At 70.0% G+C, this 25,223-nt stretch carries 17 protein-coding genes and 1 tRNA gene; 12 read left to right on the top strand and 6 right to left on the bottom strand.

The genetic code is table 11. From position 1 onward, the window contains the following. Positions 1-65 precede the first annotated feature (65 nt). Entirely contained in the window at positions 66-2,711 is a 2,646-nt protein-coding gene (locus HC251_RS13025) for a hypothetical protein (protein ID WP_219941046.1), read from the top strand. On the opposite strand, the gene HC251_RS13020 is transcribed toward HC251_RS13025, so the two are convergent. From HC251_RS13020 to HC251_RS13010, 3 genes are all read right to left on the bottom strand, one after another. After that, positions 2,712-4,079 carry an HNH endonuclease signature motif containing protein gene (locus HC251_RS13020; protein ID WP_219941045.1) on the bottom strand — a complete coding sequence of 456 codons (1,368 nt, stop codon included), beginning with the start codon at positions 4,077-4,079 and terminating at the stop codon, positions 2,712-2,714. Positions 4,080-4,154: 75 nt separating this feature from the next. After that, positions 4,155-5,957, bottom strand: a complete 1,803-nt coding sequence (locus tag HC251_RS13015) for a glycoside hydrolase family 20 zincin-like fold domain-containing protein (RefSeq protein ID WP_219941044.1) — start codon at positions 5,955-5,957, stop codon at positions 4,155-4,157. Then, positions 5,954-6,628, bottom strand: coding sequence for a GNAT family N-acetyltransferase (locus HC251_RS13010; RefSeq protein WP_219941043.1), 675 nt, complete (start codon positions 6,626-6,628; stop codon positions 5,954-5,956). The genes HC251_RS13015 and HC251_RS13010 overlap by 4 nt, the downstream gene beginning before the upstream one ends. A gap of 83 nt (positions 6,629-6,711) precedes the next feature. On the opposite strand from HC251_RS13010, the gene HC251_RS13005 reads away from it, so the two are divergent. The 4 genes from HC251_RS13005 (at position 6,712) to HC251_RS12990 (ending at position 13,436) form a co-directional block, all read left to right on the top strand. After that, positions 6,712-6,799, top strand: a tRNA-Leu gene (locus HC251_RS13005). A gap of 262 nt (positions 6,800-7,061) precedes the next feature. Then, positions 7,062-8,303 carry a DUF6361 family protein gene (locus HC251_RS13000; protein ID WP_219941042.1) on the top strand — a complete coding sequence of 414 codons (1,242 nt, stop codon included), beginning with the start codon at positions 7,062-7,064 and terminating at the stop codon, positions 8,301-8,303. 1 nt (position 8,304) lies between these two features. Continuing rightward, positions 8,305-10,173, top strand: coding sequence for a phospholipase D family protein (locus HC251_RS12995; RefSeq protein ID WP_219941041.1), 1,869 nt, complete (start codon positions 8,305-8,307; stop codon positions 10,171-10,173). Further along, a complete protein-coding gene (locus tag HC251_RS12990) occupies positions 10,170-13,436 on the top strand; it encodes a DEAD/DEAH box helicase (protein WP_219941040.1) in 3,267 nt (1,088 codons plus the stop codon). The genes HC251_RS12995 and HC251_RS12990 overlap by 4 nt, the downstream gene beginning before the upstream one ends. Here the strand turns inward: HC251_RS12990 and HC251_RS12985 are convergent. Further along, positions 13,411-14,811, bottom strand: coding sequence for a site-specific integrase (locus HC251_RS12985; protein WP_219941039.1), 1,401 nt, complete (start codon positions 14,809-14,811; stop codon positions 13,411-13,413). The genes HC251_RS12990 and HC251_RS12985 overlap by 26 nt on opposite strands. A 373-nt stretch (positions 14,812-15,184) precedes the next feature. On the opposite strand from HC251_RS12985, the gene HC251_RS12980 reads away from it, so the two are divergent. The 6 genes from HC251_RS12980 to HC251_RS12955 all read left to right on the top strand — a co-directional run bounded on the left by HC251_RS12980 (position 15,185) and on the right by HC251_RS12955 (position 23,926). Then, positions 15,185-15,553 (top strand): hypothetical protein, encoded by a 369-nt coding sequence (locus HC251_RS12980; RefSeq protein WP_219941038.1) that lies wholly within the window; start codon positions 15,185-15,187, stop codon positions 15,551-15,553. A gap of 98 nt (positions 15,554-15,651) precedes the next feature. Then, on the top strand, positions 15,652-18,951 hold the full coding sequence (gene mobF, locus HC251_RS12975; protein ID WP_219941037.1) for a MobF family relaxase: 3,300 nt from the start codon (positions 15,652-15,654) through the stop codon (positions 18,949-18,951). A gap of 266 nt (positions 18,952-19,217) precedes the next feature. Next, positions 19,218-20,387 (top strand): DNA cytosine methyltransferase, encoded by a 1,170-nt coding sequence (locus tag HC251_RS12970; RefSeq protein WP_370651297.1) that lies wholly within the window; start codon positions 19,218-19,220, stop codon positions 20,385-20,387. A gap of 52 nt (positions 20,388-20,439) precedes the next feature. Next, positions 20,440-20,805 (top strand): very short patch repair endonuclease, encoded by a 366-nt coding sequence (locus tag HC251_RS12965; RefSeq protein ID WP_219941035.1) that lies wholly within the window; start codon positions 20,440-20,442, stop codon positions 20,803-20,805. Positions 20,806-20,858: 53 nt separating this feature from the next. Continuing rightward, positions 20,859-21,704 carry a hypothetical protein gene (locus tag HC251_RS12960; RefSeq protein ID WP_219941034.1) on the top strand — a complete coding sequence of 282 codons (846 nt, stop codon included), beginning with the start codon at positions 20,859-20,861 and terminating at the stop codon, positions 21,702-21,704. 212 nt (positions 21,705-21,916) lie between these two features. Further along, positions 21,917-23,926: a hypothetical protein gene (locus HC251_RS12955; RefSeq protein ID WP_219941033.1), complete on the top strand. Its 2,010-nt coding sequence runs from the start codon at positions 21,917-21,919 to the stop codon at positions 23,924-23,926. A 111-nt stretch (positions 23,927-24,037) separates the two neighbouring features. Here the strand turns inward: HC251_RS12955 and HC251_RS12950 are convergent, their stop codons facing one another. Next, positions 24,038-24,217 carry a hypothetical protein gene (locus HC251_RS12950; protein WP_219941032.1) on the bottom strand — a complete coding sequence of 60 codons (180 nt, stop codon included), beginning with the start codon at positions 24,215-24,217 and terminating at the stop codon, positions 24,038-24,040. Positions 24,218-24,287: 70 nt separating this feature from the next. On the opposite strand from HC251_RS12950, the gene HC251_RS12945 reads away from it, so the two are divergent. Then, positions 24,288-24,497, top strand: a complete 210-nt coding sequence (locus tag HC251_RS12945) for a hypothetical protein (RefSeq protein WP_219941031.1) — start codon at positions 24,288-24,290, stop codon at positions 24,495-24,497. A 264-nt stretch (positions 24,498-24,761) separates the two neighbouring features. Here the strand turns inward: HC251_RS12945 and HC251_RS12940 are convergent, their stop codons facing one another. Beyond that, on the bottom strand, positions 24,762-25,154 hold the full coding sequence (locus HC251_RS12940) for a hypothetical protein (RefSeq protein WP_219941030.1): 393 nt from the start codon (positions 25,152-25,154) through the stop codon (positions 24,762-24,764). Between the last annotated feature and the right edge of the window lie 69 nt (positions 25,155-25,223).

Here is a 25,223-nt window from a genome sequence, read left to right as displayed (position 1 = left end):
CCGCGCCGCTCCGGGCGGTGGTTCTCGCTCGGCGGACCGGTGGCGCGCCGCCCTACGCTCGCCCCATGGAGCTGATCGGCCGGGCGGCCGAGCTGGCGCTGGTGACCGATCGCCTCGCCGACCGTCGGCTCGTCACGCTCATCGGGCCGGGGGGCATCGGCAAGACCCGCCTGGCCCGCGTGGCCGCGGCGATGGTCGCCGACCGCTTCGTCCACGGCGTGCGCACTGTCGACCTGACCCGGGTGAGCACCGCCGAGGCCGTGCGCGAGTCGCTGGCCGACCAGCTCGGCTACGCGTCGTTCTCGGCCCTGGTCGACGCCCCGGTCGACAGCCCGGTGCTGCTCGTGGTCGACAACTGCGAGCACGTCGTGGACGCCGTGGCCGAGGCGCTCGACGAGCTGCTGGAGGCGTGCCTGGCCCCGACCGTCCTGGCGACCAGCCGCACCGCCCTCGAGCTGCCCGGGGAGACGGTCGTGCCCATCGGCCCGCTCGCCCTCCCTCCGGCGGGGTCGGCCGACGGACCTGCGGTGGGGCTCTTCGTGGCTCGGGCGGCCGACGCCGGGAGCATCGTCGAGCCCGACGACGCAGTCGCGGAGCTGTGCCGTCGGCTCGACGGGGTGCCCCTCGCCATCGAGCTGGCCGCCGCCCGCACCCGGTCGATGGCGCCCGGAGAGATCCTCGACCGGCTGGTCGTCGGGCTCGACGTCCTCGACCGGCCACGCCGTCGCAGCGCGCGGCGGCACCAGAGCCTGCGGGACGCGATCGGTTGGTCCCACGACCTGCTGTCCCCCGACGAGCAGGCGCTGTTCGACCACCTCGGGGTCTTCGCCGGTCCGTTCACGGCCGAGCTGGCCCACGCCGCCGCAGCCCGGCCCGGGACGGACCTGGCCTCGACCCAGGACCTGCTCGACGGGCTGGTGGCGGCCTCGATGGTGGTCGCCGACACCTCCGGCGCCGTCACGTGGTACCGGGAGCTGGAGACGCTGCGCAGCTTCGCCCGGGCCCGGCTGGACGCGGCCGGGCAGCGGCGGGCGGTCGAGGTCCGCTTCGTCGACCACGTGGTGGAGCGGGTGACCGAGATCGTCGGCTTGGGCTCGGGGACGTTCTCCTCGTCGGCGCTCAACGAGCTGGTCGACCTCTACGCCAACGTGGCCTCGGCCATCCGGTGGTGCCTCGAGGAGGACGACACGCCCGACCGGGCCTTCCTCCTCGCCGCCGCCCTGTGGCTCGTGATCCACCACTCCCACCTCGACGAGATCGGCGAGCTGGCCGAGCAGGTGCTCGAGCGGTGGGAGATCACCGACCATCCGATGGGCCCCGACGTGGCCGCCACCGCGGCGACCGCTCGCTACATGCGCGGCGAGCACGCCGCGTCGGTGGCCCTCGCCCAGGAGGCTCTGGTCCACGCCGCCACCTCGCCGTTCGGGCCGATCACCCTGCCCCGCACCATCGGCCAGTCCCGTCGGGCGGTGGGGGCCGCCGAGGAGGCTCTGGGGTGGTTCGAGGCGACCGCTCGGGCGGCGCGGGAGCGGGGCGTGTCGGCGCTGGCCGTCGAGGCCGACACCGCCCGGGCGCAGGTGCTGGCCGACCTGGGCCAGGTCGACGAGGGCCTCGCCCTGGTCCGGGCGGCCGGGGCCGAGGCGTCGGCGGCGGGCTCCGACATCGGCATCGTCTGGGCGCGCGCCGTCGAGGGGTCCATCCTGCTCCGCTCCGACGTCGAGGAGGCGCGCCACGTCATCGCCGACGCCCGCGGGTGCTGCGACGCCATCGCCTACGGCGCCGGCTCCCTCGGCACGCGACGGTCGGCCGCCATCGGCGCGATGTGCGTCGGGGACCACCCCGGCGCCGCCCGGTCGGCCCTCGACCTGCTCGAGCACCTGCTGGGCCGCGGGTCGACGTACGGGCTGCGGATGGTGTTCGACGTCGCCGCCCCGCTCCTGGCCCGGGTGGGGCGGACGGGGCCGGCCGCCGACCTGGCCGCCACCGCCCTGTCCCTGCCGGTCATGAGCATCACCGCCAGCATCGGTCACGAGCTGTTCCCCCTCGACCCGACCGGTGGCACCCGCCTCGAGGTGCGGGACGCCATCCTCCTGGCCCGGGCCGAGCTCGGTGCCGTGGCCGAGGGGACGACGGCGCCCGAGGGGGTCGCGCCGGCGCCGGTCGACGACGCGCCCAGGCGGCGGGAGGGCACGTTCCGCCGCCAGGGCGACGTCTGGGAGGTCGGTCTGGGGGACGGCACGACGTCGGTCCGGGCGACCAAGGGGATGGACGACCTGGCGTGCCTGCTGGCGCGACCGGGCGAGGAGGTGCACTGCCTCGAGCTGGTCGGAGCCGCCGTCGAGCAGGGGAGCACCGGCGAGGTGCTCGACGAGACCGCCCGCCGGGTCTACGAGCAGCGCATCCGCGACCTCCAGGCCGAGCTCGACGAGGCCGACGCCCACCACGACGTGGCCCGCTCGGAGCGGGCCCAGGCCGAGATGGACGCCCTCGTCGACCAGCTGACCGTCGCCCTGGGCCTGGCCGGTCGGGCCCGTCGCACGGGGAGCACCGTCGAGCGGGCCCGGTCCACCGTCACCCAGCGGGTCCGCTCCACGATCCGCCGGGTCGAGGCGGCCCACCCTCGTCTCGGACGGCACCTGCGCGCATCGATCCGGACCGGCACCTTCTGCGCCTACGCCCCCGAGGAGCCCGTCACCTGGGACCTCGGCTAGTCAGCGGGCGGCGGCGACGAGGGCCTTGATGCGGCGTCGGGCGAGTGCGTGCAGCGGGTCGGTCTCGACGGGCCGACGGTGGGGGCGGGCCGGAGTGATGCGACATCGTCGGCCGGCGGCGTCGGGTGGACGCTCGACCCGGACCCGACCGTCGGGGGTGAGGATCAGGGTGAACCCGCCCTCGTGCACCTTGTGGTGGTGGTAGCGGCACAGCGGGACCAGGTTGTCCATGTCGGTCCGGCCGCGATCGTTCGACGGATCGGGGTCGTACTCGATGACGTGGTGGGCCTCGGTCCAGTCGGTGGGGGCCTCGCAGCCGGGGAAGGCGCAGTGCCTCGCGTGGCGGAACCGGAGCGCTCGGCGTTGGCCCCGGTTGGCGAGCCTGATGTCCTTGCCGGCGTCGAGGACCTCGCCGTCGGCGGCGATCACCAACCGGTGCACATCGGCCCCGCAGAGAAGGCGGTGGAGGGAGGCGGGGGCGAGCGGGGTGCCATCGATCAGCTCGCAGATGCGGGTGCGGAGGTCCTCGTCGTCGTCGATGGGCAGGCCTTGGAGGGTCCGTTCGTCGCAGATCACCTCGACCGACGGGCGGGGGGCGCCGTGCTTGGTCCCGGGTCGGCCCTTGCGGGCGAAGATCTGGACCACGGCGTACCCACGCCGCTCAGCGGGGCTCATGCCGTCGTGGTCGGAGAAGGTGCCGACCCGGAACAGCTCGTCGACCTCGGCGTCGATCGCCGAGCGGACGATGGTGCCGTCCTCGGCGCACAGCTCGGCGTCGAGGACCCACCGGCCCGCGAAGGTGCGGGACATGTCGACCCGGGCCCGCGGCGCGTCGCCGGGGTCGGGGCCGTCGGGGTCGATCCAGCCGATGTGGAGGCGGGCCTGTTGCTGCCAGGCCCGCAGGAACCGGCCGGCGCCATCGACGCGCAGACGGGCGACCTCGGACACCAGGTAGGCCTCGTGATCGGCGAAGACCTCCACCAGCTCCGGCGTGCGCACCTCGGCCAGCTGGAGGACCTTGGGTCGCCCGATGCGCCCGGCCCGGAACGCGGCGGCGACGACGGGCATCTCCGGAAGGAGCTCGCCCAAGGTCACCTCGGCCTGGCACCGGCCCCGGGGCTGATCGACCCGAGCCACCAACCACCCGGCCGGGCTGCGCCCGGCATCGGCGGTGTGGAGCTTCCGCACCGCGAAGGTGCCCGTGGCGGCGGTGATGGCGCCCTCGACCCGGGCGTGCACCCGGTGCAGGGCCAGCAGGTGCAGGCGGACGGCCTCGTCGCTCATCTCGCCGGTGTCCGCGGCGAGCAGCTCGGCGAGATCGACGCTGTCGACCGCCTCGCTCGTCTCGTCGCACACGACCTCGTCCATGTCGACAGTCTAGACGAACGGATGTTCGTCCGGCAAGGGTCGAACCCAGGAGATCCTTGGTGATGCGGGGTGTGACTATCGGGTGTCGGTCTCGTCGTCGGGCGTGATCTCGACCCTCGCCGCGAGGGTGGGGTCGAGGCGGGCCAGGCTGTCGGAGAGCCCTCCCGGTCGGCTCCGGTCCATCCACGAGACCAGCTGGCCCTCGACCAGCGCCGCCATGTCGTCGGCGAGGTCCTGCGACGACGGGCCGTCGTCGCCGAGGAGGCGCCAGGCGCCGTGGCGAGCCATGCGGGCGGCCTGGGTCAGCTCCCGGACGGTGATCTCGCCATCGTCGGACCCGGGTGCCGCCCTCGCCAGGTCGGCGATGGCCGTCTCCACCTCGGCGACGACGGACCGGACGGCGTCACGGTCGGGACGTCCGAAGACCATGTGCATCTCGCCGGGGAACAGGGCGGCGGAGAGAGGGCTGCCGTTGATGGCCCGCTGGCCGGTGCGGGACCACTGGCGCCCGAGGCGGTCGAGGGCAGCGGACATCCGACCCGTGGGGTCAGCGAAGACGTGCCGGTCGAGGACGTCGGCGAGGGGGAGGTCGCGGTTGGCGTCGAGCCCCCAGGCCACGGCGCCGCCGAAGACGAGCGGGCCGAAGCTGACCGACGGCGGCTGGTGGTGGCCGTTGTCGCCCCAGTCGGTGACGAGGTAGCCGCCGCACCCGTGGGCGGAGGCCGTCTCGGCGGCGTCGACGAGGTTGGCGCAGGCGTTGTCGATCCGGCCCACGAGCGAGCTCCACCCGGAGGTGCCGGCCGCGACCCAGAACGGCACCCCGGCGTCGGCCAGGGGCGCCACCAGCGGGTCGAAGCCGGAGAAGGTGGAGGCGTCGGTCCCGAGGCGGTCCATCACCTCGGCCACGCCCGGGGGCAGGGCGAGGGGCCGATCGTCGGACGGCGGAGCCTCGTAGCACCAGGCCACGGGGACCGTGCCGAGGGGCAGGCGGCGCGCCAGGTCGGGGTGGGCCCGCAGCACGTCGGCCCAGATCTGGACGGTGTAGCCCCGGTCGACGAGCGGCTCGACCAGGCGGGTCACGTGCTCAACGTAGACCGGGCCCCGCCCCTCGGCCGCGACCCTGTCGGCGCTGGCGCCCCGCCCCAGCTCGAAGGGCTCGTCGCAGCCGATGTTCACCTGCCGGCTGCGGAACGACGGCAGCAGCTCGGCCAGCAGGTCGAGGGCGAAGGCGGCGTTCTCCGGCGTCGGAGCCAGCACCGATGGCGGGAGGGTGACGCCCGGGAACAGGTCCCATCCGTCGGGGCACTCGGCCCGGTCGCGGTAGCGGGGGAGGGCCAGCCAGCGGGCCATGTGGCCGAAGCAGTTCTGGTTGGGCACCAGCTCGATGCCGTGGTCGGAGCAGAGCCCGTCGAGCCACGTCAGGTGGGCCGGTGTCATGGGGGAGGCGTCCTGCCAGACCTCTCGGTGGTCGCGGTAGGTGAAGGTGTGCTCCATGTAGAGCTGGAGCTGGGTGTAGCGGGCGAGGGCGCACAGCTCGACGAGGCGCACGAGCGTGGCCCGGGTCGGCACCCGGTCGCGGCTGATGTCGAGCATGAAGCCCCGGTGCACGATGTCGGGGTGGTCCTCGACCCGGACCCCGGGGAGGCGGCCGTCGATCGCCTGCCCGGCGATCTGGTCGAGCAGCTGCTGGGCGTACCGGAGACCGAGGGCGTCCGCGTGGTCGATGTGCACGCCGTCGTCGATGGTCAGGCGGAACCCCTGGGCCGGCAGGTCGGGCACCGACCGGGTCGTCACCGGCGAGCCCACCGGCGCGCCGCCCTCGAGCCGCTCGACCCGACGGGGACGGGGCACGAGGACCATCTCGTCGAGCGGGGTCACGACACCACCGGCCCGTCCAGGGGCTGCACCATGAGCTGGCTGTGGTGGCGGAGGCCCTCGGGCGACCGCAACCCGAGCATCGGCTGCCGGGCTCCCTCGCGCCGGAACCCCATGGCCTCGAAGAAGGCCACGGCCCCGTCGTTCTCGGCCCACGTGACCAGGTGGCACCCGGCCACTCCCTCCTCCCGCAGCGCGTCCAGCCACCGGGTCATCAGCCGGCGGCCCGTCCCGTCGCCCCGGGCCGCGGGCAGCAGGTCGATGTGCAGGTGCGCCGGCCAGCGGTCGTCGACGACCTGGGACGGCGGCAGCCGACGCCGTGTCGCGGCCACGACGAGGTCGCCGATCGTGCGCCACACCACCGGTGCCGTGCCCGGTCGGACGAGGAGGCCCCGCCGCACGAGGTGGTGGGCGACGAGCCGCGGCGGCAACGTCACCTGGGTGGTGTCCCGGCAGCCGAGGAGGTAGCCCACCACCTGGTCGTCCTCGTCCACCGCGACCAGGGCCGACTCGGGCGCGTGGTCGGTGTACCAGCCGCTGAAGAGGTCGGCGAAGCTCTCCCGATCGCGCCACTGCCACGCCACCGGGTCGCCCATGTAGCCGGTCGTGAAGCACACGGCGCGCACGCCCTCGCGGTCCTCCGCCCGGTACGGCCGGATCCGCGTGGCGCCCACCCGCGGCACCCTAGATCGGCTTCGGCGCGACGGAGGCCGAGTGCTACGTTGAGCGACTGCTCCGGGCGCACCCGGGGCGCCACGTCGGAGTGGCGGAATTGGCAGACGCGCTAGCTTGAGGGGCTAGTGCCCGTTAAGGGCGTGGGGGTTCAAGTCCCCCCTCCGACACCATCTGACCAGCACGAAAGTGCTGGTCAGCGCAGTTTTTGGCGAGCCCCGAATCGGGCGCTTGTCATTGGTTTGTCATCACTGCTGCCCGTACGGGTCTGTCGGAGCCTGGCGAATCAGGGCGAGGGCCGCTCCCCATTCAGAAGCTCCGTCGGGCGAGCCACGAACGAACTCCTACCGTGAGGTGCGATCGCATCATCGCCGGGCCGGCTGCTCAGGGCGGACAAGCGATACTGACCAGGTGGTGATGGTGGGGGGACGATCGGTGTCTGATGACGAAGGCGACGTGGCGTCGTTCTTCGGGTGGTTGGACTACGACGACCGAGAGGCGCAGCGGATGCGCGAGGTATTCGCCGCGTTCGACGACAAGGACACGATCGACTCGTTGGGTCTCGGTGTCATCCGCGACTCGATCTCGGATCAGCTGTTCCCTGGCGTGAGCACGATTCAGACCCGTGCTCGCTACTTCCTCTTCGTTCCGTGGATCTGCCAGATGCTCGAAGCCGAGCGCGTCCCGATGGGCAGGTTCAACGACCGTCTGCGGGAGCTGGAGGTGGCGCTCATCGAATCGCTCCGGGGCGAGGAGGGCGCGAACCAGGGGGTCATCGGCTACCGGGCTCGCAGACGGCTGACGCGCCTGCCATCAACCGTGTACTGGAACGGCCTTCAGGTGTTCGGCATCCGGCTCCTCGATCTCGCCTCAAGCGAGTACCGGGGCTTCGTCGCACGGGGAACCCCACGGACAGACATCGCGACCGACGATGACGGTGAACCTCTGGCCGCGACGCGACACATGTGGGACCCGGCTCTGCCGAAGGCGCCGAAGCGGTTTCCTGCCGAGCCGATCTCGATGGCCCTGACGTCCGAGGAGAGCGACTACCTCGCTGGGCGGATGACCACCAGTCGACCCGAGAGCATGGTCGGCGAGTTGGCTCGTGACCTCTCGATCGACCGTTCCGCAGCGATGCCATGGGAGGTTCCGATCCCTCACGCACCGCCGAGGCTCGAAGAGGTACTCGTCCATGCCCGGAACTTCTCGGAGCTGATGGAAGGTGCCCAGGCGCTCCACAACCTGTTGCTCGCTCGGCGGGCGGCGGAGCAGCTGGGCCAGGACCAGGAGGACCTCGTTGGCACGCTGGCGGAGGAGCTTGAGGACTGGGCGGAACTGATCGACGCCCGTCGAGACGAGTTGAGCTCCTGGATCACGGGCGAGGACTTCTGGTACGTGATCGAGCGCCAGTCACGAGTTCCGACGCCCACGAGACGGTTCGTGCTGGCCTGGGCAGACCTCGCCCTCCACGACCCGTCCGTTGTCTCCGACAGCCCGGAAGCGGCGTTGTTGGTGACCGAACGCGAGCACCGTCTCAAGGGCAAGCTCGCCAGGCTGACCGAGGCCCGGGCACTGGAGAACTGGAACGGCGAGCCGTTCAGTCCCGGTCAGATGACCTTCCGCTGGGGCAACGCTCGCCGGATCCTTGATGACCTCGCCCACCACGAGGACGCCTGACGTGCTGAGCCCCGACGACCGCCAAACACTGCTCGACGCGCTCCGTCCTCCTTTCGGCTTCCACCTCGGGTGCGCGGTGGGTACCACGTTCTCTCTCGGTCTTGATGCGGCGCTGACCGCGCCCGCAGCCTTCGCGCTGTACGCGGCGACAGACGCGGCAGAACAGCGCGACGTCGAGCCGCTCGAGCTCCTCGACTCGATTCGACGTCATGCCGGTCGCTACACCGTGTTCTTCCAGGCGGGCCAAGTTGCCGTGCCGGCGCAGCGGCGCTTGTTCGCGTATCTCGAAGGCGCCCTCGTGCCCGTCACCGCACCGGGCGGCGGGGTGTTCCACCCAAAGGTCTGGGTCCTGCGCTACGAGGCCGACGGGCAAGCACCGACCTACCGCATGCTCTGCGCGTCGCGGAACCTCACCCATGACCGCGCGTGGGACACCATCGTCCGATTCGACGCCGCAGACGCGAGCAATGAAGCCCGGCATGAGATCGACGGGTCCGGACTCGCCACGTTCGTCCGGGCGTTGCCCACCCTCGCCGTCGGCGAGGTTGACGAAGAGCGCCGAGAGAGCATCATCGAGCTGGCCGACGAGGTCAGCCAGGTCAGGTGGGTACCTCCGCCCCACGTGCACCGCGGCCGCTTCCACCCCCTCGGGCTCAACGGATCCGGGTCGGTGCCGTTCCCGCCGATGGCGGACGGGTTCGCCGTGATGGCTCCATTCCTCACCGCCGGGCTCCTCAAGCGCCTCCCCCCGGCCGTCGGGCGTCGGGTACTCATCTCGCGTCCGGACCAGATCGCTGCGTGCGCGCCGACCATCGCCGCTCGCTTCGGGGAGATCTACACCCTCGACCCCGACGCGACCCCGGCGACAGACCACGAGCCGACGTCCGGATCGCGCACCGAATCATCTTCCGCGCGTTCGCACATCTCGCCCGAGGACCCGAGCATCCCATTCGACGGGCTACACGCCAAGCTGTTCGTGTTCGATGACGGTCGAGCCTCCACTGTGCTGACCGGATCGGCGAACGCCACGACCGCGGCGTTCGGCCCGAACGTCGAGTTCGTGGCGGAGCTCGTCGGACCGAAGGGCCAACTCGGGGTGGACGCACTCATGGCCGAGCCAGCCAAGGAGGCGCAGACCCTGCGGGCCTTCCTCACCCCGTTCCCCCTGGGTGACGCCGCCCAGTACGAGGAGGAGCGGGATCCCATCGAAGACCAGCTCGACCTGTTGCGCCGACAGGTCGCCCGCATCCCCTTGATCGCCAGAGCCGTCGACGATGGATCCGCCAGCGACCGCTTCCAGTTGAGCTTCACCAGCGACGGTGAGATGGATCCACTGCCGAGCGATGTCGAGTGGCGCTGCTGGCCGATCACCCTCGCTGACGCCAGCGGCAGCGTCGTCGAGGGGGCGGTGGATGCCTCGTTCTCGGTGTCCTTCGAAGGCATCACGGCCTTCCTGGCCAACGAGCTCACCCTCGGCGACACCTCCACTCGCTTCGTCCTCACCGCCGACCTGCAGGAGGCACCGGAGAACCGGGCCACCCGCCTTCTGCGAATCCTCCTCGGAGACGCCGAGCGGTTCCTGCGCTACCTCCTTCTCCTCCTCACCGACGAGGTGGTCGACCAGTACGGCCTTGCTGACCTGCTCGACGCGCTCGACTCCGAAGCCGGACAGTGGCAGACCGCCCAGGACTCGCTCCCGCTGCTGGAGGCACTGCTCCGCACTCTCGCGCGTGACCCTGACCGACTCGGCCACATCGATCGGCTCATCACCGATCTCCGAACTGATCCCGACGGAGAGTCGCTCCTGCCCGACGGGCTGCTCGACATCTGGGAACCGATCTGGGCAGCGGCCAAAGAGCGGCGACCATGACCGAGAGCCTTCCCACATCAGCCGAGGTTCTCGCCGGCTTGCGAGGGTTCCAGCGCCGCACCTCCACCTATGCCTTCTCCCGCCTCTACGACGACCAGCAACCGAGCCTGCGGTTCCTGGTTGCCGACGAGGTCGGACTCGGCAAGACGCTTGTCGCACGCGGGGTCATCGCGCAGGTCGTCGAGCACCTTCGCAGCATCGGCGACCAACGAGTCGACATCGTCTACATCTGCTCCAACGGAGCGATCGCCCGTCAGAACCTCCGCAAGCTCAACATCGCAGCGGACGAGGCGATCGTCGAGGCTGACCGGTTCACGATGCTCACGAACGAGGTGCACCGGCTCGAGAAGCGATCGCTCAACCTCATCGCCGTCACCCCTGGCACCAGCCTTGAGTTCGGGTCGAGCGCCGGCAAGTTCCCCGAACGCGCGCTTTTGTACGCAGTCCTCCAACGCGTCTGGGGTGACGACACGATGCGTGGCAGCGGGGCCGAGCGCGTCTTCTACCTCGGCATCAGCGACGACCGCTCCGCCCGGAGCCGGCTGCGCGCCAAAGCCGCCACCATGCAACCGGCCCCCTCGGTCATCAGCGCCTTCAAGACGCAGATCCGGCGACAGAACGAACAGCGACGTCTCGACGGACGGCCGACGCTCAAGGTCGAGTTCAACCGGCTCGCCAAGACCTTCCACTACAAGGACGGCTACACCCAGAAGGACCGGGATCAACGCAACCGGTTCATCGTCGAGCTCCGCCGCGCGCTCGCGACGGTCGGGATCGAAGCGCTCCAACCCGACCTCGTCATCCTCGATGAGTTTCAGCGGTTCCGCTCCCTCCTGGACCCGTCCAACCAGACCTGGGCGACCCGCCTCGCCCACGAGCTCTTCGACTACCGGGAGGCTTCGAGCGGCCGCGCGACCCGGACCCTGCTCCTCTCCGCGACCCCGTACCGGCCCTACACGACCGCCGACGAAGCCGAGGGCGACACGCACTTCGAAGACTTCGTCTTGACCGCAGGCTTCCTGTTCAGGGACGACCTCGCCGCCGACGCGTTGCGAAGCGACCTGCGCGACCTTCGACGGTCTCTGCTCATGCTCGACCGCGACGGCGGCCAAGCTGCCGAGACGGCGTGCCAACGGGTCGCCGCCCGCCTCCGCCCGTTCATGGCACGCACCGAACGCCTCGCCTCCACCCCCGACCGAAACGGCATGCTCCAACCGGTCCACCGAACGATCCAACTCGAGCGAACAGACGTCGACGGCTACCTCGCTGCGGCGACCGCCGCCGAGCTTCTCGGTCAGCGCGACGTCGTCGAGTTCTGGAAGTCCGGCCCGTACCTCCTGAACTTCATGGAGGGCTACGCCCTCAAGCACGCCTTCGAGGAACAGACGGGCAACGGAAGCCCACCGTCGGCGCTGACGGACCTGATCGCCGACGGCGCGGGGCTGCTCAACTGGGAGGAGGTCGCACGATACGGAGAGATCGATCCCGCCAACGCCAGGCTGCGCTCGCTGGAGGCCGACACCATCGGACGAGGCATGTGGCAACTGCTGTGGCTCCCGCCGGCGATGCCCTACTACGACGGCAGCGGGATCTTCGATCGGGCCGAAGCCCGCACGTTCACGAAGCGACTCGTGTTCTCGGCGTGGCACCTCGTTCCAAAGGTCATCTCCGCGATGCTCAGCGCCCAAGCCGAGCGGGCGATCTTCGCCGCCGCCGACGAACTCGACACCCGGCCCTACGACGAGTTCAGCCAACGTCCCGATCGTCGCCTCGACTTCCGCGTCAACGCTGAAACCGGCCGACTCGAAGGCATGCCGAACCTTCTCCTCGCCGTGCCCTTCGTCGAGCTCTCGCGGCTCGCCGACCCACTCCACATCGCCGCCGAACTCCGTGACGATCAGCCCGTCACTCGCTCGGCGGTCGAAGCCGAAGCAGCACGCCGGCTCGGCGAGGCGCTGGCGCCACTTCTCGAAGGTCGGCCGGCAAGCGGCCCGGTCGACCAGCGTTGGTACTGGGCTGCGCCGCTCCTGCTCGATCACGCTGACGATCCCGACGCGACCCTTGACTGGTGGGACCATGCATGGCCCAGCCTGTGGAGCCACGACAGCGCTGACGACTCGGCGACCGCACCCTTCTACCGACACCTCCAGGCCGCGCAGGACCTGATTGAAGGCAACGACGGCGAACCATTGGGCCGAGTGCCCGACGACCTGATCGAAGTCCTCGTGGCTGCCGCGCTCGCTAGTCCGGCGATCTGTGCACTTCGCTCGCTCAGCCGAGTCACCAGCGTTCCGGTCGGCCGTGATCGTTCGTTGCTCGCCGCAGCGGCACGGATCTCCTGGGGCGTTCGATCCTTGCTGAGCGGCCCGGACGCAACAGCGGTCGTGCGAGGCGCGACCGGAATCGAGGTCTACTGGCGAGCCGCACTCGAATACGGAGCAGAGGGGCACCTCCAAGCGGTGCTCGATGAGTACCTCCACGTGCTCAAGGACTGGCGCGGGTTCCTCACCGACACGGGACCGAAGGTCGTCGCCGACCTCGCCGAGACCGCGTTCAGCGCCCTCAGCCTCCGGACCGTGAACTACGCGACAGACATCGCGCGAGCGGAGAACGGCCGCATCACCGTCGACCGCCACACGATGCGCGGCCGCTTCGCGATCCGCTTCGGCGACCAGTCAATCGAAGGGGACCAGAAGCAGCAGCGCGCTCAACAAGCCAGTCACGCCTTCAACTCCCCGTTCTGGCCGTTCGTTCTGAGTACGACGTCGGTCGGCCAGGAAGGACTGGACTTCCACCTCTACTCCCACGCCGTCGTGCACTGGAACCTCCCCAGCAATCCCGTCGACTTCGAACAACGCGAGGGGCGCGTGCACCGGTACAAGGGCCACGCCATCCGCAAGAACGTCGCCCAGGTCTGTGGCATCGAGGCATTCACCGACGGCGTCGGTGACCCGTGGTCAGCGATGTTCGCCGACGCTTCGGGCATGGCCGGCTCCGACGGCGAGCTCGAGCCGTACTGGGTGTTCAACCCCGACGGATCCACCGCCCGCATCGAGAGACACGTCCCCGTGCTGCCGCTCAGCCGAGATGCCAGCAAGCTCGAACGCCTGCTTAAAGGCGTTGCCACCTACCGGCTCTCGTTCGGGCAACCCCGCCAAGAGGAGCTGCTCAAGTACCTCGCAGGCCGGATTCCCGAGCCCGAGCTGGCGGCGATCGTCGGACGCCTCCGTGTCGACCTCACGCCCGGGGCGAATTCCGCCTAACGCTGGCCCGATCCGCTCGGAAGATCCGCGCCGCCACGCGGTCGGCGGCGTCGGACTGCATCGGCCTGGTGACGTGCGTGTAGATCTGGCTCGTGATGTGGGTGCTGCTGTGGTCGAGGCGGTCGCTCACCACGTGGATGTCGATGCCCTCCTCCAGGGCGAGCGTCGCCCAGGTGTGGCGGAGGCCGTGGAGCTTCAGCCGCGGGAGCGGCTCGCCGGGGTGGGCCTTGTTGTAGGCCTCCTGCTTGCGGAGGAACTCGCGGCTGAACCGCTCGGGGTGGATCGGGGCGCCGTCGGGGCGGGTGAAGATCCAGTCGTCGTCGTGGTAGCCGCCGCTGAGGAGGCGCTTGATCTCTGCCTGGCGCTCCCGGTGGTTGGCGAGCCTCTCGACGGTGCCCGGGTCGAGCGAGATCGTGTGACCGCCCTTTGTCTTCGGGAGGTCCTTCACCACGATGCGGTGGTCGACCATGGCGATCTGGCGGGAGATGATCGCCGTGGCGGCGTCGAGGTCGACGTCGCCCCACTTCAGGCCGAGTACCTCGCCGCGGCGTGAGCCGGAGGTGGCGAGGAACAGCCACGCCGGCAGGTAGGGGCTGTCGGCGACGAAGTCGAGGAATCGGCCGAGCTGCTCGCCGGTCCAGGTCGTGTGGCGTCCCCGGCGGGTCGATGCCTGCGGCGGGGGAGTGGCGACTGCGGCGACGTTGCGGGTCACGCGGTTCCAGCGCAGGGCGTCGCGCAGCGCGGCGTGGATGATCGTGTGGACGTACCGGACCATCCGGTTGCTCAGCCCGGGCTCCTTCGGCGCCGGCTTCGGCTCCTGGGCTCGACGGTGAGCCGAGGCGACGGCGTGGCGGGTGATTCCAGCGAGGTCGGAGAACTCCTCGGCGACGGAGTCGGCCACCTGCTGCCACGTGTGGCCCTCACCCTTGAGTCGGGCGATGAGGTCGAGCACGGCGGGATCGTGGCGGCGGATCGGCGAGCCCGGCGGTCGTCGGCCGGAGTCGAGGAGCGTCCGGTAGAGCGCGTTGAGGTCCATCGGCGTGAGCTGCTGGAGCCGGATGGCGCCGACGTAGGGGACGACGTGGAGCCGGATGTTCCGGGCGTAGCTGGCGTAGGTGCTCTCCTCGAGCGTCGGCGGCCGCTGGGTCGGTAGCCACTCGTCGGTGAGGAACTCGGCGACGGTGAGCCGGTCGGGCTGCACCCAGTTCCCGTTCGACAGCGCGGCGAGGGCTTCGACCCTGGCGGCCTCGGCCTCCTTGCGGGTGGCGAACCCGCCCTTGGACTTCTGCCGCCGCGTGCCGGCGCTGTCGGTGACGTAGAGGTAGTAGGTCCAGGTCGATCCGCGCTTGCGGACGTTGTTGCGGCTCGCGGCCATCGTCGCCTCCCGAAAGGGGACTGCTCCGACGGGTCGGTCGGAGCGGTGGGGAAGGCGACGGATGACCCCCCGTCACGATGGGTCCGCCGCGGGCCGGACGGCCGGGGCGGGTGCGGTCGTCATCGTCGCGCCGTGCGGTCGATCTGACCAGTCCCACCGCCGACAGCGGCCAGTGTCGCACATCGGGGACAACAAGTCGGTGAGGAATCTCGGATTCGTGCGCGGTCTTCGGGGGCCTCAGGGGCCTACCTACGGACGGGATCTCCGCGCCCGTCCGGAGGTCGCTATGCCCGCCGAACAGCTCCCTCTCCTGGGCCTCGACGCCGAGGTGCCGGCACGGCCTTCGACGCGCCCGCGGGTACGCCGACCGAGCGTGGCTCGACCGCCGGCTCCCGAGCCGACCACCGCGCTGGCGCCGGGCGAGGTGGTCATTGAGCACCGCTACCCCGAGGCTCATGCGTTCCTCAGCGAGCACGGGCCGGACGCCTTGGCGGTGCTCCACGTGCTTGCGGTTCGGGCTGAGGTGATCGACGGCCGACTCGTGGCGCGGGCCAGCACCCGGGGCGTGGCCGAGCAGCTCGGGTTCCTGTCCAAGGACAGCGCCCACCGTCGCCTCCGCCAGCTCCGCCGGGCCGGGGTCCTCGACGCCCTCCCGTCGACCGGACCGATGGACCCGCCGTCCTACGTCCTCCACCTCGACGCCACCGGCATCTCCGTCACCCGCGCCGACCCCTCCCGCTGAAGGAGCGACGCCGTGAACCCCACCACCGAAGCGCCAGCGTCGCAACGATCGACAGACGAGTGCACGAGCTCGTGCGGGATGCGATCGTGACCGTCCGGGTGACCACGCTCAGGGGTCCCGACGCCGGCGCCTACTACGTCGACGGTCCCGGCGGGTACTACCTCGACGGCGACGAGCCGCCTGGCCAGTGGCTCGGCCTTGGCGCCGAGGCGCTGGGGCTCGCGGGTCAGGTCGACGACGACCCCTTCCTCGCCCTCATGGACGGTCGGGACCCGATCGACGGCGCCCTGCTCGGCACCAGCCACCACGAACGCACCGTCCGAGGCTTCGACGTGACCTGCTCGGCGCCGAAGTCGGTGTCCGTCCTGTTCGCGATCGGAGACGAACGCATCCGCAAGGACGTCCTCGACGCGCACGACGCAGCCGTCGCCGCCGCGTTCGGTTGGATCGAGGACCACGCCCACTGCCGGTACCGGGTCGACGGGGAGATCTGGACCGTCGACGCCGACGGCCTGATCGCCGCTGCCTTCCGTCAGCACACCAGCCGAGCGCACGACCCCCAGGTCCACACCCACCTCGTCATCGTGAACCGGGTGATGGCCCCTGACGGCCGGTGGCTGGCGCTCGACGCCCGCACCCTCAAGCACGACCAGCGCGCCGTGTCGGCCCTCTACGCCGCCGGGCTCCGAGCCGAGCTGACCAGTCGTCTCGGCGTGCGCTGGAACGAGGTCGAGAGCGGCCAGGCCGAGATGGCTGACGCACCAGAGGAGGTCCTCGATGCCTTCTCCCAGCGCACCAAGCAGATGGCCCGCCGCGTCGACGAGAAGACCGAGCGGTTCGTCGATGACCTCGGCCGTCGCCCCACCCCTCGGGAGCGTTGGCGCATCGAGCGGGAGGCCGTGACCGACAGCCGGCCCACCAAAGTCAGCGCCGACGCGGCCGAGCTCCATCAGGACTGGCACGACCAGCTCGACGCCCTCGGCTACTCGCCCGCGCGCTACCTCGATCGCGTCACCGGTCGGGCGCGGCCGATCGAAGGCGACGCCGTCACCGATCGAGACACGGTGATCGCCGCCCTGTCCTCGCTGCGAGACACCCAGTCCGTGTGGCGACCCGCCGAGATCACCCGCGAGATCGCCGCCGCGCTCCCGACCCGACTCGGCGGGACCGCGGGCGAGACCGTCGGGCGCGCTCAACGCCTCGCGTCGCACGTCGAGGACGCGATCAGCGTCGACGTCTCGCAGCCCGTGCCCGACCACGTTCCCGTCCGCGACGACGGACGGCCGGTCACCGAGGGAGCGCTCGACCGCATCCTCACCACCCGCTCGATCCTCCACGAGGAGGAGCACATCCTCGAGCTGACCCAGCGGTGGGCCGCCGAGGGCGGCAGCGACGTCCACGACCTCGACAGCGACGACGAGCTGTCCGCAGTCCAGCAGCACGCGGCCGGGGCGGTGGCGGGGGAGCGGCGCATGGTCCTGGTGGTCGGTCCGGCTGGCACCGGCAAGACCACCGCTATGCGCCCTGCGGTCGCTCACCTGCAGGCCCAGGAACGGTCGTGCTTCGGCGTCGCCCCGTCGGCGGCAGCGGCCGAGGTGCTCGCAGTCGACACCGGCATCGACGCTGACACCCTCGACAAGCTGCTCGTCGAGCACCGCCTCGACCGTCCACCCCAGCACCGCTACGACCTCCCCACCGGCACCACCGTCGTCGTCGACGAGGCCGCGATGGTGCCCACACCGCGTCTGGCCGAGCTGATCGACCTGGCCGACCGGCGCGATTGGCGACTCGCCCTCATCGGCGACCCGATGCAGTTCTCGGCCGTCGGCCGCTCCGGCATGTTCGGCCACCTGGTCGACATGGTCGGGGCCGTCGAGCTCGACCGGGTCCACCGGTTCGACGCGTCCTGGGAACGAGACGCCAGCCTCCGCCTCCGCCGAGGCGACACGGACGTCGTCGCCCTCTACGACCACCACGACCGTTTCCACGGTGGTACCGGCCGCCAGATGGCCAAGGCCACCGTCGCAGCCTGGCGACGCGCCACCGAGGCCGGCGAGACCGCGGCGATGATGGCCCCCACCCGGGCCGGCGTCGACGTGCTCAACGAACTGGCCCAACACGAGCGGATCGCTGCTGGTGAGATCGACCTCCGCAGCCGCTCGGTGAAGGTCGGCGCCAGTAGGGCGTTCGCCGGTGACCTGGTCGCCACCCGCCGCAACGACCGGACGCTGCTCACCGATCAGGCCCGCATGGTCAAGAACCGCGACCACTGGACCGTCGAGACCGTCCACGACGACGGCGGACTCACCGTCGCCGGTCGAACCGGCCGGGTCACCCTGCCCGCTGACTACGTCGCCGCCCACGTCGAGCTGGCCTATGCCGAGACCAGCCACGCCACCCAGGGCCGCACCGTCGACCGCAGCTTCCTGTTCCTCGACGGACCCACCGGCACCAGCGGCATCTACGTCCCGCTCACCCGTGGCCGCACCAGTAACGAAGCCTTCGTCGTGCTGAACGACGAGCGCACCGCCGCTGAGGTCGTTGCCGAAGCCGTCGCCCGAACCTGGATCGACCAACCCGCGACCGCGCTGCGCCTCGACCGACCCAAATCGCCGGCCAGCCCTGGCGACGGCAGCCAGGACGCCGCAATTCGCCCGTGCCACGCCGTCCCGTCCGAGCCGCTCCCCGAGCGAGAGCTGCGAGCGCTCGTCCGTCGAGCCTCGGCTCATCGTGCAACTGCCGAGCGGATCAGTTGGCGACTCCGCGACCATGACCGAGCGCTCGCCGACCTCGCCTGGCGGGAGGGCGAGCTGCAGGACCAGATCCGCCATGCCCGAACTCGTCTCGCCGATGCGACACGAACTCTCGACGAGCGCGACAGTCCGCTCCACCGCCGACACCACCGAGCCGAGATCGCGAGCGCGAAGCGGGAGGTCGAGTCCCTCCCTGGATGGATCGACGACCTGGAGAGCGAGCTCACCGAGTTGCCCGACGCCATTGAGGCCGCCCGATCTGCTCGAGAGCAAGCCTTGCGCCTCGACGAGGCGGTGCGACGTAGCGAACCCGAGCGCGTCGAGCACGCGATCGAGGCCGACGCCCGTGCCCGAGGCATGGAGGCAGCGGATCAGCCGACGTCGCTCCTCGTTGCCCATCTCGGCCCCGTGCCCGACGACCCGACAGCTCGAGGCCGCTGGATCGAGGCCGCTGGCCGGGTTGCCCAGCACCACGCTCTCTGGGACCTTCCTGACGATTCTCTCATCGGGCCTTGCCCGCCCGTCGGCGAGCGCGGATACGACATCACGTACTACGCGGCCAGCCGAGCCGTCTCTGAACTGGCGCCGAGTGGGATGAGCAGATCACTCGGTGCGAAGAGGGCCGAGCAGGGGCTATCGCTGTGATCCCGATGCTCCCCTCGTATGGTGGAGCCAGCTCAGTCGCCCGAACCTGATGGGCGGCTGCCGGGCGCACGCCGCCCGGGTCATCGGGCAGAGACGGCTCGAGTTCCGCCCCAGGAGATGACAGCGCCGAGACCGGCGCTCCGAACCTGGAGCGGTCCATGCAACACATGTCCGACTCGAGCTACGGTGGCGAACGCCTGTTCGATCCCATCGCTCTCGCCCGAGGTCCGTACGATGCCGAGTTTCAGCAATGTAGTTTGGCGCCCATGACCGGGGAACCCTTCAGCATCGCTGGACTGTTCGCCGGTATCGGAGGGATCGAGCGAGGTCTCGCCCTCCACGGCGGCGAAGCCGAGCTGCTCTGCGAGTATTGGGACCCGGCCCACCGCGTGCTGGCGACGAGATTCCCGGACGTCCCGCTCGTCGAGGATGTGAGAGACCTTCGATCACTGCCGAAGGTCGATCTGGTGTCCGCCGGTTTCCCGTGCACCGACCTGTCCCAGGCCGGACGAATGGACGGCATCAACGGGCGCGCCTCGGGTCTCGTCTCAGAGGTGTTCCGCCTGATCCGTCGTCCCCGCGCGCCGATGCTGCTGCTCGAGAACGTCCGGAACATGCTGGTGCTCGACGGTGGGGCGGCCATGCAGTACCTCGTCGACGAGCTGGAGGCACTCGGCTATCGGTGGGCCTACCGCCTCGTCGACTCGCGCTTCACCGGCGTGCCTCAGCGACGCCAGCGAGTGATCTTCCTGGCTTCCCGGACCATCGATCCGCGTGCCGTGCTCTTCGCCGACGACGAGGGCGAACCCGGTCCGGAGTGGTTTTCGGACGAGACCTGCGGCTTCTACTGGACCGAAGGTCTCCGTGGCCTCGGTTGGGCACGGGACGCAGTGCCCACGCTCAAGGGCGGTTCCACCATCGGCATCCCGTCCCAACCTGGGATTTGGAACCCCTCCGCACCACTCGGTCGACGAATCGTCCTGCCGGTGGTGGAAGAGGCCGAGCAGATGCAGGGCTTCCCGGCCGGATGGACGTCACCTGCCGACGATGGACCGGGTCGGAAGGGTCCACGGTGGAAGCTGACCGGCAACGCTGTCACCGTCGGCGTGTCGGCCTGGGTCGGCCGTCGGCTGCGTGACCCCGGTGAGCCGATCCTCGACGGACAACCGATGAAGGCCGGAGGGCGTTGGCCCACCGCAGCGTTCGGAGCGAAGGGCAAGATCTGGGCGGTGGACGTGTCGATGTGGCCAACCCGAGAGCCCTATCGACATCTCCACGAGATCGTCGACCTGGAGGAGGCTCAGCCTCTGTCGGCTCGAGCGAGCGCCGGATTCCTGTCCCGGGCCGAGCGCGGCAGCCTGCGCTTCGTCGACGGATTCCTGGACGACGTCGCCGAGCATGCCGCCTACATGGCGGAGGAGCTCTCTGTCGCCTGAGGCCCGCCCCCCGGGTCGTCCTGCCGCCTCGTCGGCGGTCGTGCGGACACGGATGCAGCGCCAGGCACGAAGGGACACAGCAGCGGAGCTGGCCATTCGTCGCGAGGTGTGGCGGAGGGGGCTTCGCTACCGGGTCGACCTCGCACCGCTTGCCGGGCTTCGACGGCGTGCCGATCTCGTGTTCACCAAGGCTCACGTCGCGGTCTACGTGGACGGCTGTTTCTGGCACCGCTGCCCGGTCCACGCCACCTCACCGAAGGCGAACAGCGAGTGGTGGCGCGAGAAGCTCGATGCGAACGAGCGGCGCGACCGCGACACGGATCAGCGCCTCGGTGACGCGGGATGGACGGTCATCCGGATCTGGGAGCACGAGGACCCCGTCGCTGCGGCTGACCGGATCGAGGCCGCCGTTCGCTGAGCGACACCGGCGGGTCCCCGGAGCGGGTTCCGGGCTCACCTACGATCCGATCGATGGAGGGGCCCTCGATTCTCGTCGAAGCGCTGCGCGACTCGACGATCGACGACAAGTACGGGAATCGATGGCAGTACCACTCCCGCAGCGACCGTCACTCGAAGGTCGCCTGCTGGGGTATCGGCCTCGACCTCCTGAGCTCGTCGGCGTTGCTCCGACGACACGTTGCCGAGGGCAAGGTCATCCTTGGCGTGAACCACACGATGCGGGACTTCGGCACGGGTCGGAAGAAGGATCTCGACCTAGTCCTTGCTCGCCCCGAGGGGGAGCCGGATCGACGGGTCACGTTCGCTCAGCTGGCGGAGCGCTACACGATTCCCTTGTCGGCTCGGCAGCAGGCGATCCTCACGGACCTCCCGGAGCTGCCGGTGGCTCCCGTGGGCGCGGTCCTCATCGCGCTCGAGGCCAAGGCAACGATGACGGCGCACATCCGTGCGCTGCCCCGTCTCTACGACGAGCTGAATTCGTCGCACCTCTGCGTGCACGGCGCTAGCCGTCAGGCGCTCGCCATCGGGTTCGCCATCATCAACGCGTCGGGACGGTTCGCGTCCTCGGACATGAACAAGTTCGACCTGTCGAAGGCCGATCGTGTCTTCACCGAGGAGCCGCAGCCGCGCTCGCTGGTGCGCACGCTCGAGAAGATCGCCGAGATGCCTCGCCGGTCCAACACACGCGAGACCGGCTTCGACGGGGTGGGCGTTGTCGTCATCGATGGAGCGAACGACGGCAGCCCGTTCCGGCTCGTGACGGCCCCGCCCGCGCCGCAGCCAGGTGAACCGTTCCACTACGACGGGATGATCGCTCGTATGGCGAACGAGTACGACACCAGCTTCTCGTCGATCTGACTGGCCGTTCGCCGTCGGCGTCGGTGTCGGTGTCGGTATCGCGGAGCTGAGCATCGTCGACATGTAGTCTCCCTCCCGGTCGCCCGAGTGGACCCCGGCCGATGCATACAGCTCTCCGCCTCTAGGCGGTCACCTGTTGGCGTCACCGGAGGAAGCGAGGTGGCCACCACGAACCCGTGGCATCCGTGCCACCGCTTTCAGGAGAGATTGACATGCCATTTGATTTCGAGAACGCGGACTTCGTCGCGGACAAGCTCGAAGCCGAGTTGCTCCCCAACCAGGAGATCCGAGAGGCCTTCCACAACGAGTTGGAGGCCGTCACCCGCCGAGCGGCTGAGAAGCTCGAGCAGGGGGAGCCGTACCGACCATGGATCCGGGTCGGTGTCGACTGGACCACCATCGACGCCGAGGTGGCTCAGGGGGGCACGCCCATCTGGCGACTCTCGGTGATGGGGAACGGCGACGGCATGACCCGCGAGGAGGTCCAGCGCTACGCCAAGACCCTCGCCGTGTCGGGCGCCAATAACAACCAGGGCAAGGGCGGGAACCAGGGTATGGGCCTGAAGATCTCGGGTCCGACCCGGCACCCGGCTGGGGTCTCCATCCGGACGCTGCGAGACGGTGAGGCGACGATGTGCAAGCTCGGTCGCGACCCGCACACGGGCTACGACTTCCTCCCGCTCGGCACGAACGGCGAGCGCACCGTGGACATCTCGCGACACGCGGACGACCTCTTCCCGTCGGAGATCCTCGACGCCGGGTCGGGCACGATCGTGACCTTCCACGGCACGGAGGGGGTCGAGGACACGTTGCTCGGCCAGCCTTCGAACTGGGTCGAGAAGTACCTCAACACCCGCTACGGAATCCTCGACACGAACATCGACATCAAGGCTGATGTGCCCGTCGGGCAGGGCCGATCCAATGTCGTCACCGGATCCGCGGTGAACCAGGACCTGATCTCGGGGCGCTCCAAGGATCCGGACACGATGTACTTCAAGCCGTCTGCGATCCGAGGCACCTGCGCCGTGTGGACCGATGCATCCGAGTGGCTGCGGTCGAACGGGAACCTGCCCTACGACACGCACGGGACCATCGAGTGTGCTGGCGATCCTCTCCTGCACGTTCCGCCGGCCCGCATTCACTATTGGTGCTTCCCAGTCGACCGCGTGAAGGGCGCTCCCGACGTGACAAGCCGGACCGCGGGCCCCGGCCGCATCACCGTCATGTACCAGGGTGAGCTGCACGACTGGCGTGAGGGTGTCGGGTCGAACGCCCTGTTCGCTCGCTTCGGCATCGTCTTCGGCAAGTCGAGGGTGTCGCTGGTCATCGAGCCGGTCGGGGGGTACGACGAGGTCGACTCGGACTTCGCCCGCGCCCACGTCATGCTTGCGAAGACGAAGACCCAGGTGATGGAGAACGACGAGGCGCTCCTGACCTGGTCGCGACAGTTCAAGGAGCAGATCCCGGAGGCGGTCAAGGCCGTCATCGCCGAGGCGCGGGAGGAGTCGCTCGGTGACCAGACCCTCACCGCTGAGGTGATGAAGCGCATCGCGGAGATGCTGAAGCGACTTCGACCGCAGAAGTACCGCCGACGTGCCGGGGGGAGCGTGCGTGCCTCCGGGACCGTGCCGGGCTCGGGGTCGGGCCGGTCAACGGGCGGTGGAAGCTCGACCTCTGGGGCTTCGGGTGGCCCTCCGACAGGTCCCGGGCGAGATCCCCTTCTCGGTCTCCTCGATGACAACGGCGACGATGCCGAGCCGGCGGAGAACCCGCCCCTCAGCCTGAACGCCGAGTGGAAGTCCGAGGCCTGGATCAACGAGCAGGCCATCGTCGGTGGGCACGACGTGACCGATCGAGCTGCTGCACTGATCGGCGAGAGTGCCTCGAGCGCGGGCCTGCTCGCGTTGAACGAGGACTTCCGTGGGTTCACTCGTTTCGTCGACGAGATCGACGCCGAGATGAACCCGGACGGTGACGACGACCTGCGCCGGATCATCGAGGGCAAGTGCCGCGAGTACACCCTGCAGAAGATGCTGGAAGCGGTGCTCGGGGTGCGTCAGTTGGAGAACGGGAACCAGTGGATGGCGAACGAGATCCAGACCGCTCTGGGTCCCACCGCTCTCACGACGGCCTTCATGGCTGATCGCTATCACACCTGGCAGTCGGTCAAGCGAGTGGTCGGCTCGAAGGCTCAGCAGTTCAAGGCCGCAGCGGCCTCGTAGCTGAGCGGGGTAGCGAGTCCCGGTTCCTCCTCGCCCCGGGACTCGCTCCTCCAACTCGGAGGATGGCACCGAAGCGCTTGAATGGTGCCGTTCCGAACTCCGAGCCGTCGGTCAGGTCGGATCGTCCCCCGAGAGCTCCTCGATCGACTCATAGGTGGCTCGCAGGCCGTACTCGTTCGTGAGCGAGCCCCACGCGGCGTCGGCGGCCCATTCGGGGTCGTCGTAGGCAGAGTGGCCGGGCTCGACGTCGACCGTGAGCGTGAAGCGGTAAGTGCGGGTGTCGTTCGCCATCGTTCGATGATCGCTCGAGTTCCGAGCGTTCTCGAGCGATCATCGCTTGGAGCCGACCAGGAGGAACCCGATGACCGTCTACGTCCACTACAAGGTCCCGCTCGTGGCGGAGGTGGAGGTCGAATCCGGAGAGGTTCTCTCGGTCCACCTCGACGACGAAGCCATCGAGGGTCCACTGATGGTCACCGCCGACGCCGGTGACCTGCCATCGGGGGTTCGTCGACAAGCGCTGCAGATCGCCGAGTCCGCGGTGTGGCCCGGATGGGTGGCGGGCTGGTGACCGGGGCGCGATTCGTCCGCTACCGAGCTGACATCTGGGCCGAGGTCTCGAGCGGTGGCGAGATCGCGACGGTCGTGGTGGACACGGACTCCATGGCGCAGCCCGTTGACGTTGTGGGGCCTGGCGGCGAGGCGCTCGAGGGCCAGGAGCGTGCAGACGACATCGAGGCTGCTCAGTCCCAGGCATGGCCATCGTGGGACTACGGGCGCAGCCCGGTCACGCCCGCGCGAGGTGACTGATCCCGGCGGCGAGTTGGGCAGCTCCTCAGGAGCGCAGGTCCGAGCGGCGCCTGATCGTCTGTCGTCCCAGGTAGTCGTCTCCGGTGATGTCGAGGAGCAGGTCGAGGTAATCGAGGCCGACCTCGTCGATCGTGGTCTCGACCTCAGAGTCGTCGTGGACGGAGCTGACGTCGTAGAGGACTCCACCGTCGGCATCGAGGACCCGCTGGATCCGGAGCGTGAATGCCCAGTCCTCGTTCATCTCGCCCTCGGTCTCGAGCGTGTCGGCGTCCGGGAGCGCCTCGGCGACGGTGGCGAGGGCCATCTCGACGAGCAGCGGAACGAGTTCGGCGACCGCCTCGGTGTGGCGCTGCTGGGCGGCGTCGAAAGCTGCGATCAGCGATGGTTCCGGCACGGCGGTCTCCTCGGCAGGCGTCACCGAACGGTACGTAGGACCTGTGACGCGATCGCCCCGTGCCCGGGAGCGCCGGTAGACAATGGGCGATGG

The organism is Iamia sp. SCSIO 61187 (assembly GCF_019443745.1).
In the GTDB taxonomy this organism is placed as follows: domain Bacteria; phylum Actinomycetota; class Acidimicrobiia; order Acidimicrobiales; family Iamiaceae; genus Iamia.
This window is presented reverse-complemented; position numbering and strand designations above follow the sequence as displayed.

Excerpts from the sequence above, each read along its gene's own strand:
- HC251_RS13025 (WP_219941046.1), top strand. The coding sequence starts at position 66 with ATGGAGCTGATCGGCCGGGCGGCCGAGCTGGCGCTGGTGACCGATCGC.
- HC251_RS13020 (WP_219941045.1), bottom strand. The coding sequence starts at position 4,079 with ATGGACGAGGTCGTGTGCGACGAGACGAGCGAGGCGGTCGACAGCGTC.
- HC251_RS12990 (WP_219941040.1), top strand. The coding sequence starts at position 10,170 with ATGACCGAGAGCCTTCCCACATCAGCCGAGGTTCTCGCCGGCTTGCGA.
- HC251_RS12985 (WP_219941039.1), bottom strand. The coding sequence starts at position 14,811 with ATGGCCGCGAGCCGCAACAACGTCCGCAAGCGCGGATCGACCTGGACC.
- HC251_RS12970 (WP_370651297.1), top strand. The coding sequence starts at position 19,218 with ATGACCGGGGAACCCTTCAGCATCGCTGGACTGTTCGCCGGTATCGGA.
- HC251_RS12965 (WP_219941035.1), top strand. The coding sequence starts at position 20,440 with ATGCAGCGCCAGGCACGAAGGGACACAGCAGCGGAGCTGGCCATTCGT.
- HC251_RS12960 (WP_219941034.1), top strand. The coding sequence starts at position 20,859 with ATGGAGGGGCCCTCGATTCTCGTCGAAGCGCTGCGCGACTCGACGATC.
- HC251_RS12955 (WP_219941033.1), top strand. The coding sequence starts at position 21,917 with ATGCCATTTGATTTCGAGAACGCGGACTTCGTCGCGGACAAGCTCGAA.
- HC251_RS12950 (WP_219941032.1), bottom strand. The coding sequence starts at position 24,217 with ATGGCGAACGACACCCGCACTTACCGCTTCACGCTCACGGTCGACGTC.
- HC251_RS12945 (WP_219941031.1), top strand. The coding sequence starts at position 24,288 with ATGACCGTCTACGTCCACTACAAGGTCCCGCTCGTGGCGGAGGTGGAG.